The sequence below is a fragment of the Balneicella halophila genome (assembly GCF_003096835.1).
Taxonomy (GTDB): Bacteria; Bacteroidota; Bacteroidia; order Bacteroidales; family Balneicellaceae; genus Balneicella; species Balneicella halophila.
This window is the reverse complement of the sequence record NZ_QENZ01000003.1, coordinates 138553-150538: the sequence shown is the minus strand read 5'-3', so window position 1 is coordinate 150538 and position 11986 is coordinate 138553. Positions and strand designations below refer to the sequence as shown.

Genomic DNA, 11986 nt, shown 5'->3' with positions numbered 1-11986 from the left:
ATGTTCCAAAGCGAAGCATTAACAGAGATAATTGATACGCTCAGCAAAAACAAATTACGAACCGCACTTACTGGATTTGCTGTAGCTTGGGGAATATTTATATTCGTTGTGCTACTAGGGATGGGCAATGGCGTTGAGAATGCTATGGAAGAAGGATTTGGTAAAGATGCCCAGAATAAAATTTCCGTTTCTGGAGGAACAACTTCTGAAGAATATAAAGGTCTGCAGAAAGGGCGTCCTATTCATATCTACAATGAAGATGCAGAAATCCTAGAAGAATATTTTGATGAAGTAACTGGGTATGCTTCGACCTATTGGTTTGGGACAAAAACAGCCAACTATAAAGACAAGAATGGTTCATACCAGACTAACGGTATTGGAGCGGATGGTCTTGAAATGGAGAACTTAAACCTGCTTCAAGGTCGATTTATCAATGGTTTGGATATTTTACATAATCGAAAAGTTGTTTTGCTAGGTAAAACACCTTATGAGGAATTATTTGATAAAGACGAAGATATCGAAGGCAAATATCTGAAAATTGATGGTTCATCTTTTCTAATTGTTGGAGTTATAGAATACAACAACCCTTGGGAAAATGGGCGGTTGCTAGTTCCTATTTCTACAGCACAAAATATCTATAACTCCGGGAGTGATCGGATACACAACATTAGCCTAATCGTTGATGCCGATCTTTCAGCTTCCAAAAAATTGGAAAATAAGATAAGAGGTTTTTTTGGCAGAAAATATGATTTTAGAAAAGACGACAAACGAGCTTTAGGTGTACAAAACAATATTGAAGAATATGGCAGAGCAAAAGGAGTTATTATTGCGATAAAACTTTTTGTAATGATTATTGGTATTTTGACCTTAATATCTGGGATAACGGGTATCAGTAATATTATGCTTATTTCAGTTAAAGAACGAACAAAAGAGATTGGTATAAGAAAAGCTTTAGGAGCTAGACCAAACAGTATAATCAAACAAGTTATTTTCGAATCTGTTCTTATAACCTCATTGGCTGGTTATATAGGTTTAGTGCTGGGTGCAGTCCTTGTAGAAGGAATAAATTACTTAACAAAGGGAGGAGATAGTTCAGCTTTTTTAAATCCGACTGTTGATATAAAAACTGCAATTATTGCTACTGTAGTTCTCATAGTAGCAGGTGCTTTAGCAGGATGGCTACCAGCAAGAAAAGCAGCAAAAATAAAACCGATAGAAGCACTTCGTTATGAATAAATTAAGAGCTACTCCTTAAAAGAAAACTAAGAAATGTTTAATAGAGATAACTGGATAGAAATATGGTCAACGATAAAGAGTAACAAGCTCCGCAGTGTGCTTACCGCTTTTGGCGTGTTTTGGGGGATTTTCATTCTTATAATTATGTTGGGTGCAAGTAAAGGCTTTGAAGATGGTCTCAATGAAAATTTTGAGGGGATAGCTACTAACTCAGCATTTATGTGGTCACAGAGCTCTTCTATACCTTACAAAGGATACAATGCAGGACGCAGATGGACTATCAATAATTACGATATCAAAAGTATAAAAACTCTAGTTCCTGATCTTGATCTAATAGCACCACGATTGCAAGGTTCATTTAATGACAGTGGAGAAAATGTTGTCTATGGTGAAATGAAAGGAAGCTATTCCGTCTTTGGAGATTATCCAGAGTATTTTCAAATCATTCCTATTGACATTACCAGTGGTCGTTCATTGAACCAAAGAGATATTGACGAAGAGCGTAAAGTGTGTGTAATAGGTGAAGATATAGTTGAAGAGATTTTCAGAGGCACTGACCCTATAGACGAATATATTGAAGTTGATAATGTTTATTTCAAAATAGTCGGAGTTGCTCATCCAAAGACGCAAATGAATATTGGGTCTAATCCCAAATCTACTGTTTATATCCCATTTACAACGCTTCAGAAAACTTATGGGTATGGCAATGAAGTGCACTTTTTCTGCTTCACTGCTAAGAAAGATGTAATGGTTGAAGAGGTTGAGGAAGATATCAAAGCCTTTTTGTTGAAACAGCATGACCTTTCCCCAGAAGATACTAAAGCCATAGGCGGTTTCAATATGCAAAAAGAATTTATTAAGTTAAATGGTGTGTATAAGGGAGTAAGTTTCCTTTCATGGATTGTTGGATTGGGCACACTACTCGCTGGGATTATAGGTGTGGGTAATATCATGCTTATTGTGATTAAAGAAAGGACGAAAGAGATTGGTATTAAAAGAGCACTAGGAGCACAGTCAAAAATGATACGAAACCAAATACTTTTTGAATCAGCAATACTTACCGTTTTTGCAGGGTTCTTTGGGTTATTCTTTTCTGTAGCATTTCTAGAACTAGTGAGCATGATTAGTGACGAAGCAACTAAGGATGCTTTCATACATTTTGTTCCTGAAGCCAACTTAAGAATGGGTTTAGCAGCATTGGTTATTTTGATATTAGGAGGAATATTTGCAGGACTTTTCCCTGCCTCTAGAGCAACGAGCATAAAACCAATTGACGCTCTGAGAGACGAATAAAAATTTAGAATTATAAAAAAAACAATAAAAATCATACCGCAATGAAAAAAATCATTTTTATCGTACTTGCTGTCTTGCTTTTCGTAGGCACATTAGGTTGGTTATTCTTGAAAGGAATAAAAAAAGACACTGTGTACGAAACAACGACGATGACTAAAGAAGACATTAAAAAACGCACAATGGCTACAGGAAAAATTGTTCCGAGGAAAGAGGTTGCTATAAAACCGCAAAGTATTTCAGGAATCATAGAAGAATTGTATGTGAAGGAAGGGCAGATTGTGAAAAAGGGGGATAAGATTGCCAAAGTGAGCATTATACCTAATGAGGTGAATTTGAATAGTGCAATGAATCGTGTCAATGTTGCACAGATTAATTATAATAATGCACTCAAAAATTACAACCGAGATAAAGATTTATTTACTAAAGGAGTGATTGCCAGTGTGGAGTTTGAAAAAACGGAAGTAAGCTACTTAAATGCTAAAGAAGAGTTGGAAGGTGCAAAAAGCAATTTGCAAATCACCAAAACAGGTGCATTGTCAGGTAATAAATCCTCAAATACCACCATTCGTTCTACTATTGATGGAATGATTCTACAAATTCCTGTTAAGATTGGTAATTCAGTAATTGCTTCGAATAACTTTAACGACGGTACTACGATTGCATCAGTTGCGGATATGGATGAAATTATTTTTGAAGGGAAAATTGATGAAACAGATGTGGCAAAACTCTATATCGGAATGCCTGTGGAGCTGACTATAGGTGCAGTAAATAATGAGAAGTTCGAGGCGACATTAGAACATATCGCTCCTAAAGGTAATGACGATGGAGGCGCAGTGAAATTTGAAATAAAAGCAAAAGTTAATCTAAAAGAAGGACAGGCCATTCGTGCCGGATATAGTGCCAATGCTGACATTGTCTTGGATAAAAGAGATAGCGTATATACTTTAAAAGAAAGCTACTTGACTTTCCGAAATGATTCTATTTTTGTTGAAGTTCTGAAACCGGGAGGCGAAAAACAACAATTTGAAGAACGCCCTATCGAAACTGGATTGTCTGATGGTATTAACGTAGAAATACTAGACGGATTATCTCCCGAGGAAGAAGTAAAGGCCGGAGTAAAGAAAGATTAACTCATTACCTATAAAATTGGAAAGCATGCAAAAAATCATCCCATATATCTTAACAATCCTATTTTCAGCTGTAGCTACTTTTTACGTAAATGCACAAGAAACCTCTAAGAAAACTGAGTGGACACTTCAAGATTGTATTGAATATGCACAAGAGAATAATTTACAGTTATTGCGCAACAGAAATCGTATTCATATAAGCGAGAACAATTTGAAACAAGCAAAATATGACAGACTTCCTATAGTAAGTGGTTCTACCTCGTGGAATAATAACTATGGCAGAAATGTCAATTATGTAACAAACACTTATACAGATGAAAATAGCTCAAATATCAATTATGGTATAGGAACGTCTGTTAATATCTTCAATGGTTTTCGGAAAAAACATGAGATTGAAAAACAAGAAATTGATTTGCAAGCCAGTTTGTTGGATATAGAGACTGCCAGAGAAGATCTTGCTTTAAATATCACTTCTTATTATCTAAATATATTGTATGCCAAAGAGCAACTCCAAGTAGCTAAAGATAATTTGAGTATTATAGAGGCTCAGATGAATAGAATCAATCAATTGGTTGAAGCCGGGAAATTGCCTAAGGGAGATCTGTTGGAACAGCAATCTCAAGTAGCTAAAAACCAAAGCACTATCGTAGAGGCTGAAAACAGACTTTCATTAGCCTATTTAGATCTTTATCAAGCGCTAGACATTCCATACGACAATGCTTTTACAATCATCGATCCAGATGTTGAAGAAATTGACCAAGCTGATGCAACTTTAATTAATTATACGAGTACGTATGATGAGATTATTGAGCAAAGACCAAGTATGAAGTCATATAATTACCAACTTGAGAGTGCAGAGAAAAGTATTGATATCGCAAAATCTAATTATTATCCAACTTTGGGATTAAGTGCGAATATTGGTTCAGGATATTCGAACTTACGTTATAATTATGTTCCTGACCCCTCCAATCCCGGGCAATTTATTCAAGGCGATAAAATGTCTTTTGCAGACCAATATGACTTGAACTTAAGCAAATCGTGGGGATTAAATTTGAATATTCCAATTTTCAATAAATTCCAGACTCGTACTGCTGTAAGAAATACAAAATTACAAATGGAGGATGTGAAGATACAGCAGGAGATAGAGTATAATAGGCTTTATAAAGAATTGCAACAAGCTTATACTAATGCAGTTCTTGCGATTAAGAAATACGAAGCTCAAAGAATGTCTTTAGCTTCACTTGAAGAAACATTTCGCTATGTGGAAGAGAAATATCAATTAGGCAAGGTCAGCAATTTTGACTACAACGAGTCGTTGCATACGCTTACCACTGCAAAATCAGATATGCTTCAAGCTAAGTATGAATATATATTCCGAACAAAAATTCTAGAATTTTACAGTGGAGAACCCTTAAAGCTATAGATTCCACTAGGTATAAAACGACTAGGGAACTTCCAAGTCGTTATTTTATGTTATTTCTTTCTGAAGTTGATTGTCGGTAATTTCGTATTCCCTAAAGATTTTTGTACTTTTATTTTTGAATACTAAAAACATAAAATAATGACAGCATTTTTGATAGATACTGACGGATTCTTTTTTGTATATGTTTTGATTCCTTTGTTGATTTTCTTATCAAGAATTGCCGATGTTACCATTGGAACTATCCGTATTGTTTTTGTTTCAAAAGGCTATAAATTCTTAGCGCCATTATTAGGATTTTTTGAGGTGCTGATTTGGCTCATTGCGATGAGTAAAATTTTTGAAAATCTTGATAATTGGGTTTATTATGTTGCCTATTCAGGCGGTTTTGCTGCAGGTAATTATGTGGGATTACTTATCGAAGAGCGTATGGCACTTGGGCATGTGGGTATTCAAATTATAACACGCCTTCCGGGACAGGAGCTTATCGACAAATTGACGACATCAGGCTATGGTGTTACTAATGTGAAAGCGAAAGGCGGCAAAGGAGATGTGAATATCATTTATTGCATCATCAAGCGCAAAGCGATTGCTAAAGTATTGGAAATAGTTAAAGAGCATAATCCAAAAGCTTTTTATACGATTGGTGATATCCGTTTTGCCAATCTAAGTTACCTTCCGACTGAGGGCGTACCAAAGAAGCGTTTTGGACGTTTCCGAAAAGGGAAATAATTTACTCCCTATACTCAAGAGCTCGGTCAGGATAGTCCGTGATTATTCCATCCACTCCTGCTTGTAAAAGCTTTAACATTTCTTTTTTTGAATTTACTGTCCAAGGTATCACTTTTATGCCTTTTTGGTGTGCATCTGCGACCAATTCACTATCAACCAATGTATAATTAGGGCTATAAATTTCTGGGGTAAAACCTAAATTTGTCAGATTAGCATTGAGAGTACCTTTTTCTACCAATGCGGCAACGGCAATTTTGGGGTAGTTTTCATGCAAATATTGTAAAATCCGAAAATCAAAACTTTGAATGTTGAAACGTTCGTTTGGGATTCTATCCTGAATAGTGTTCAGTACGATGTCAACATATTCTTTAGGCTCAGGATGGTAAATGTTATCTCCCTGAGGCATACTTTTTATCTCTATATTATAGTGTAAGGATTTACCTGTTTCTAAACTCTTCTTTTCAATAACTTCAAAAACATCTGTTAGTAAAGGCTTATGAGTTCGTTTTAACTTTTGATGTGGAAAATTTGGATGCTGACGACTTCCACAATCATACTCTTTTATATTTGAGTAATCCATTTGATAGAAATTAGTGGAAGGAGGGGTTATTTCCTGCATTTCCTCGTTCTCAGGCGTTAACGTAAGTATCGCATTGAACCAAGGTTCATGCGATACAACAACTTGCTTATCTTTACTTAGAACTACGTCTAACTCTAAAGTTTTAACACCTAATTCTAGAGCTTTTTCAAAAGCGGGCATGGTATTTTCAGGAGCTAAACCTCTTGCGCCTCTATGTCCTTGAAGATCATAATGATATTTTTCTTTGGGAGCACTTTTAACTTGTTTTTTATGCGTGTTGATACAAGATAAAAGAGTAAGAACGAAAACAAATAGGACAATTATATTTCTCATTCAATTATAATTTAACATTTAATTCGATTCCCCACATGCGGGGTGCACCAGCAATAAATGTTGGAATACCAAAATTACGTCCTGTATTACCAGCATCAATCAAATATTCTTCATTTAAAATATTATTCATAAAGAAAGTGACCGTTAGTTTGTTCTCTGGCATCTCAAAACCTACTCTGCCGTTTAGTAAGCCGTAACCATCTTGTGACTCTACTTCTAAGTTTGTTTCTTCGAAGAAAACCTTTGATTTGTATTTATAGACAGGTCTGAGGAATAGATTGAAATTATTATTAATTTTCCAACTCATATGAGTGCCTAAAGTGAAACTATGCTCAGGCGTAAGTCGGAATGTATTTCCTGACAAGGATTGTTGATTACCCTCAGAATCTTCATCAGCAAATTCAGCATTGATGTATGCATAATTTCCAAAAAGAGAAACACCTTTGTTGATTTGCCATTGTAGTGATGTCTCTGCACCATAAGCAGTAGCGTCTCCTGCGTCTTTATAAATAATCAGAAGAGAGTTTTCGTCAACAGTACTTGTTTGAAAATCAGTATAATCATAATAGAATGCTGCAATATCAAAGTACAAATGATTGCCTAATGTCAATCCTTTCAAACCCAATTCGTAACTCTTTACAATCTCATCATTTAAAGTCTGGATGTTGTAGTTGCTTGTGTAACTGCCATCATTGTTAGGTGTTGAAATAAATTGAATAACATTAGGACGACGACCTTTAGCGACACTTGCATATAATTCCCAGTCTTCTGTAAGTGCATAGTTTAAGGCTAAACGTCCAACCCATGATTTGAAAGTGTCTTCCTCAGAGATTTTCTCTGTTGGCATAAAAAGGAGATTAGAACCTGCGTTTCTTGCAAAACCTAGGTGGGCTTTATTATCACCACCAGCCTCGCAAGATGAAGAAATCTTTTCAATACTAAAGCGAACTCCGGCAGTTATGCTTAATTGTTCAGTGATGTCATAAGTTCCATCGGCGAACAATTCGTAAGCCTTATTATCTCCATAGTTTTTATAATATTCATGATGTTCAGGACTTAGAGGCAAGCTCATTAATCCATACAGAGGTGCTACCTGTGGTTGGTATGGAGCAGGAATGTATTCAAAAGGAATGAGTGGTGCTGACAATAAATCTCTCGGTGATGAAGGAAGTATTGGCACACCATTTATTAAAAGAGGGGTTGGCACTATCGAAACATTAGGGTATCCTGGTTGCATTCCTTGATAGAGTTGGTTTAGTGGCAGTAGCTGTTCATTTAATTATGGCGCTACAAGTGGTGAGAGAATAGCTAAAAAACTGCGCTCATCTGTTGTCATAGGCACATCTTGATATCCATCTTCTGAGAAATAATTGCAGCCTGCAAATCCCTTGAATCGCTCACCTAATTTGAAATTTAAACGAAGTTCTTGGCTGAATTGATCTCCTTTTGATTTTTCATGAAAGAAAAGTACTGGAGCTACTGTTCCGTCTGCATCAAAAGCTTCATCAGAATCAAATTTTCTATATGCAGTTATTGATGATAATGATACCTTATCATTAAATTGATGCTCTCCGAGCAAAGTAATACCCTATACATCTCTTTTGAGTCCTAATTCATGTCCTCTTTCTAAATCTGCAAAAGTAAATGGACTTAAATCACCACTTTTTGGAGCATAAGTGCCACTTTTGAAAGCTGTTCCCGGAGGCGTATCTTTTTGATAATTCCCGATTAATGTAAAATCCGTTTGATCAGAAGCCATCCATTTCAAAGAAGCTCATACTGCTTTTGTGTCTTTACCATTCAATTTTCCTCCAGATAGATTCTCAATAAATCCCTCTCTTTTTTTATAAATACCTGAGATACGTGGAAAAAGCTTATCTTTCACTATTGGGGCATTCCCGAAAATCTCAACATGATTGTATTTGTAGTCTCCGAAGCCAATACGTAGCCCAGCATCATAATAATTCTTTGGTTTGTTTTGTATCAAATGCAAAGCTCCGATTTGGGCACCACGACCAAATAATGTTCCTTGTGGACCTTTCAGAACTTCAACACGTTGCATATCGAAAATTTCAACCACAGAACCTCTTGATTTACTAATTGAAACCCCATCTTGGAAAATTGAGACTCGAGGTTCGTTATTAGCTGAGTCGTCATCACTGGTAATTCCTCTGACCACAAATCCGGGATTGTTTGGACTTTGCACTTGAAACTCAAGACCAGGAATGTATGATGCTAGTTGATCTATTTCAGAATTTCCGGTTTTCTCAATAAAGTTGTTTGAAATAGAGGTAAGCGCTGTTGGAATTTCTTTTATTGATTGTTCCCTTTTCTGTGCAGTAACAATTAAGCCTTCAAGCAAAACACCCGAAGAAAGTTGAAAGTCTAAAACAGTATTTCTTTGAATATCTAAACTTTTAGCTACCGTTTCAAAACCGATATAGGAAGCTTCAAATTCTTGAATTCCTTTACCAATATTCTCGATAGTGTATTCGCCATTAATGTTTGTTACAGCGCCAAGTGATGAATTTTTTATATATACGTTGGCACCAACTATAGGATTTCCTTCTTCATCTATCACTTTGCCTTGTACAATGAAATTTTGAGCGAAAGCAAATGAGGATAATGTCACTAATAGTAATAATCCAATAATCTTCTTCATGTTCCTTTAGGTTTTATGTTTCAAAATTTAAAAGTAGATGTTTTGAAGTGTCTATAGATTATCCTATGGATAACTTTGTATGAATTAATTGTGACTATCCATAGATTACTTTATTAATATTAATATAATTTACAAAACCAAAGAATAGCATTATTTTAGTAAAAAATTAAATGTAAATGAAATGAAAAAGATCCTCAAATATTTACTTATAGCACTCGTAGTACTAATTTTAGCCATTGTAGGGTTTTATTTTTGGGCGAAATCACCAACACTTCCATATGAGCAATACAAACAAGAGATAAGCTACAAAGTAGAACTGACTACACAAAATGATAGTATTATTACCGTAATGTCTTATAATATCGGTTATTTATCAGGAATGACTAACAACTTGGCAGTGAGACCAAAGCGTGAATTTTATAAAGAGAATGAAACATTAGCAATTCAGTATTTTTCTGATTTGCATCCGGATATTGTCGGATTTCAAGAGATTGATTATGGGAGCAAACGTTCTTATGAAATTGATCAGCATAAAATGATAGCTGAAAACCTCTATCCATATACAGCTAAAGCAGTAAATTGGGACAAACGGTATGTGCCTTTTCCCTATTATCCTTTCAGTGTCCATTTTGGTAAAATCGTTTCAGGACAATCTATTATGTCTAAGTATCCTATTGTGAGTTCAGAAAGAATTGTATTAGAAGATGTAGCGTCTCAGCCGTTTTATTACAAGGCGATGTATCTTAACCGATTGTTGCAAATCGCAACAATAAAACATCCTTTTGGTACTATATTTTTTATGAATGTGCATGCTGAGGCTTTTGACCAACAGACCCGAGCACAGCACATCAACTTTATATACGATAAGTTCTGGGAATTAGCTAAGAAAGGGCCCGTTATTTTAGTAGGTGATTTTAATAGCGATCCAACTTATAAAAACAGTGCTGTATTGAAATTCCTTAATGATAAACGTATTGGCAGTGGAAAAATCGAAACTACAGAGGATACAAAGGGCTTGTACTCCTATCCATCTGACTCACCCAAAGAACGACTTGATTATATTTTTTATACCAAATCAGATTTTGAAATCGTGAATTCTAAGGTTTTTACGGATTTTGGCATGATTTCTGATCATTTACCCTATGTAGCAACATTAAAGTTTATAAAAAACAACTAATGATTATAGATAGATATTATATAAATATTTCTTATCTTGTAACTTGTTAAATAGGTTACAAACGAATTAATTTAATTTATTCATTAACTAAATAAAAAAGATTATTATGGAACTTATTGGAGCTATTATTATTGGAGCAATTGCAGGTTGGTTAGGCAGCCTTATTTTTAAAGGGAGTGGTCTTGGATTACTTTGGAACATTATTATCGGTATTTTAGGTGGAGCAGTAGGCTCATGGTTATTCGGAGTACTTGGTGTATCACTAGGTTCAGGTTGGGTTCCTGCTATAATAACTGGTGCCATTGGTGCCATCGTAATTCTTGCTATTATCAACCTTCTTTTTGGAGTAAAGAAAAGATAGTTTAAGAACTATAAGTATATTAAGAAACCATCTCAAAAATGAGGTGGTTTTTTTATGCACTAATTTTTAATGAATTGTATAGAAATTGTTAATTGAAAATAGTTTGATTCTTTTGTAATCTTAGTAAAATTTCGTCTCACAATCGATTAATTCAACTATTAGAATTGAATTAATTTGGTAACTTTATACCCAAAATGGGTTCTTATTAATTAGAGACCTATAAAAGTAAAATTTTCCAATGACTATGAAATACCAAGATCTTGTTCGGCAAATTGAGAAAAAACAAAGTTTTCTTTGTGTAGGATTAGATACTGCAGTAGAAAAAATGCCAAAGCATTTGCACCAAACACCAGATGCCATTTTTCGTTTTAATAAAGCAATTATTGATGCTACACATGATATAGCTGTTGCTTATAAACCGAATACTGCTTTTTATGAAGCTTTGGGCGTAGCGGGCTGGCAAGCATTTGAAGAGACAGTACTTTACATCAAATCAAAATATCCAGAAATGTTTGTTATTGCTGATGCGAAACGTGGTGATATCGGTAATACATCAGAGCGTTATGCTAAAGCATTTTTTGAACAATTACCTTGTGATGCCCTTACCGTAGCACCCTACATGGGAAGTGATTCTGTGCAACCATTTTTAACGTTTAAGGATAAATGGGTTATTCTTTTAGCACTGACTTCAAATAATGGAGCTACTGATTTCCAATTTACTGGAGAAGAAAAGAAACTATTTGAGAAGGTTTTAGATACTTCAAAAAATTGGGCTGATGAGCAGCAGTTAATGTACGTAGTGGGTGCAACACAGGCTGAAATGTTCACAACAATTCGAAAACATGTTCCAAAGAGCTTTTTACTAGTGCCCGGGGTAGGGGCTCAAGGTGGTAGCCTTAGCGAAGTTGCTAAATATGGAATGACGAAAGATTGTGGTTTGTTAGTGAATGCATCTCGCAGTATTATTTATGCAGGTAGTGGACATGATTTTGCTGAGGCGGCAAGAGCAGAAGCAAAAAAAATGCAACAAGAAATGGCATCTCTACTGAAAGAATATAGATAGAA

At 35.2% G+C, this 11986-nt stretch carries 13 protein-coding genes; 8 read left to right on the top strand and 5 right to left on the bottom strand.

From position 1 onward, the window contains the following. The 5 genes from C7377_RS00720 (at nt 1) to C7377_RS00700 (ending at nt 5808) form a co-directional block, all read left to right on the top strand. Nucleotides 1-1236 (top strand): ABC transporter permease, encoded by a 1236-nt coding sequence (locus C7377_RS00720; RefSeq protein WP_116495427.1) that lies wholly within the window; start codon nt 1-3, stop codon nt 1234-1236. Nucleotides 1237-1269: 33 nt separating this feature from the next. Continuing rightward, nucleotides 1270-2529, top strand: coding sequence for an ABC transporter permease (locus tag C7377_RS00715; RefSeq protein ID WP_116495426.1), 1260 nt, complete (start codon nt 1270-1272; stop codon nt 2527-2529). A gap of 41 nt (nt 2530-2570) precedes the next feature. Continuing rightward, nucleotides 2571-3659 (top strand): efflux RND transporter periplasmic adaptor subunit, encoded by a 1089-nt coding sequence (locus C7377_RS00710; protein WP_116495425.1) that lies wholly within the window; start codon nt 2571-2573, stop codon nt 3657-3659. A 25-nt stretch (nt 3660-3684) separates the two neighbouring features. After that, a complete protein-coding gene (locus C7377_RS00705) occupies nt 3685-5079 on the top strand; it encodes a TolC family protein (protein ID WP_116495424.1) in 1395 nt (464 codons plus the stop codon). 138 nt (nt 5080-5217) lie between these two features. Continuing rightward, nucleotides 5218-5808, top strand: a complete 591-nt coding sequence (locus C7377_RS00700; protein ID WP_207778376.1) for a DUF2179 domain-containing protein — start codon at nt 5218-5220, stop codon at nt 5806-5808. 1 nt (nt 5809) lies between these two features. Here the strand turns inward: C7377_RS00700 and C7377_RS00695 are convergent, their stop codons facing one another. From C7377_RS00695 to C7377_RS09450, 5 genes are read right to left on the bottom strand one after another with little or no spacing between them, the layout of a single operon-like run. Next, nucleotides 5810-6721, bottom strand: a complete 912-nt coding sequence (locus C7377_RS00695) for a glycerophosphodiester phosphodiesterase (protein ID WP_116495423.1) — start codon at nt 6719-6721, stop codon at nt 5810-5812. Between the two features lie 4 nt (nt 6722-6725). After that, entirely contained in the window at nt 6726-7958 is a 1233-nt protein-coding gene (locus C7377_RS09465) for a TonB-dependent receptor (protein ID WP_207778375.1), read from the bottom strand. A 42-nt stretch (nt 7959-8000) separates the two neighbouring features. Beyond that, entirely contained in the window at nt 8001-8300 is a 300-nt protein-coding gene (locus C7377_RS09460) for a hypothetical protein (RefSeq protein WP_207778374.1), read from the bottom strand. A 9-nt stretch (nt 8301-8309) separates the two neighbouring features. Further along, on the bottom strand, nt 8310-8480 hold the full coding sequence (locus C7377_RS09455; RefSeq protein ID WP_207778373.1) for a hypothetical protein: 171 nt from the start codon (nt 8478-8480) through the stop codon (nt 8310-8312). 15 nt (nt 8481-8495) lie between these two features. Next, on the bottom strand, nt 8496-9383 hold the full coding sequence (locus C7377_RS09450) for a TonB-dependent receptor (RefSeq protein ID WP_207778372.1): 888 nt from the start codon (nt 9381-9383) through the stop codon (nt 8496-8498). Nucleotides 9384-9564: 181 nt separating this feature from the next. On the opposite strand from C7377_RS09450, the gene C7377_RS00685 reads away from it, so the two are divergent. The 3 genes from C7377_RS00685 (at nt 9565) to pyrF (ending at nt 11984) form a co-directional block, all read left to right on the top strand. Continuing rightward, nucleotides 9565-10560 carry an endonuclease/exonuclease/phosphatase family protein gene (locus tag C7377_RS00685; RefSeq protein WP_116495422.1) on the top strand — a complete coding sequence of 332 codons (996 nt, stop codon included), beginning with the start codon at nt 9565-9567 and terminating at the stop codon, nt 10558-10560. Between the two features lie 106 nt (nt 10561-10666). Next, nucleotides 10667-10921, top strand: coding sequence for a GlsB/YeaQ/YmgE family stress response membrane protein (locus tag C7377_RS00680; protein WP_116495421.1), 255 nt, complete (start codon nt 10667-10669; stop codon nt 10919-10921). A gap of 244 nt (nt 10922-11165) precedes the next feature. Further along, nucleotides 11166-11984 (top strand): orotidine-5'-phosphate decarboxylase, encoded by an 819-nt coding sequence (gene pyrF / locus C7377_RS00675; RefSeq protein ID WP_116496185.1) that lies wholly within the window; start codon nt 11166-11168, stop codon nt 11982-11984. Nucleotides 11985-11986 lie beyond the last annotated feature (2 nt).

Bases quoted from the DNA above. Each gene is read 5' to 3' on its own strand.
- C7377_RS00720 (WP_116495427.1), top strand. From the start codon at position 1: ATGTTCCAAAGCGAAGCATTAACAGAGATAATTGATACGCTCAGCAAA.
- C7377_RS00715 (WP_116495426.1), top strand. From the start codon at position 1,270: ATGTTTAATAGAGATAACTGGATAGAAATATGGTCAACGATAAAGAGT.
- C7377_RS00710 (WP_116495425.1), top strand. From the start codon at position 2,571: ATGAAAAAAATCATTTTTATCGTACTTGCTGTCTTGCTTTTCGTAGGC.
- C7377_RS00705 (WP_116495424.1), top strand. From the start codon at position 3,685: ATGCAAAAAATCATCCCATATATCTTAACAATCCTATTTTCAGCTGTA.
- C7377_RS00700 (WP_207778376.1), top strand. From the start codon at position 5,218: ATGACAGCATTTTTGATAGATACTGACGGATTCTTTTTTGTATATGTT.
- C7377_RS00695 (WP_116495423.1), bottom strand. From the start codon at position 6,721: ATGAGAAATATAATTGTCCTATTTGTTTTCGTTCTTACTCTTTTATCT.
- C7377_RS09465 (WP_207778375.1), bottom strand. From the start codon at position 7,958: ATGCAACCAGGATACCCTAATGTTTCGATAGTGCCAACCCCTCTTTTA.
- C7377_RS09455 (WP_207778373.1), bottom strand. From the start codon at position 8,480: ATGGCTTCTGATCAAACGGATTTTACATTAATCGGGAATTATCAAAAA.
- C7377_RS09450 (WP_207778372.1), bottom strand. From the start codon at position 9,383: ATGAAGAAGATTATTGGATTATTACTATTAGTGACATTATCCTCATTT.
- C7377_RS00685 (WP_116495422.1), top strand. From the start codon at position 9,565: ATGAAAAAGATCCTCAAATATTTACTTATAGCACTCGTAGTACTAATT.
- C7377_RS00680 (WP_116495421.1), top strand. From the start codon at position 10,667: ATGGAACTTATTGGAGCTATTATTATTGGAGCAATTGCAGGTTGGTTA.
- pyrF (WP_116496185.1), top strand. From the start codon at position 11,166: ATGAAATACCAAGATCTTGTTCGGCAAATTGAGAAAAAACAAAGTTTT.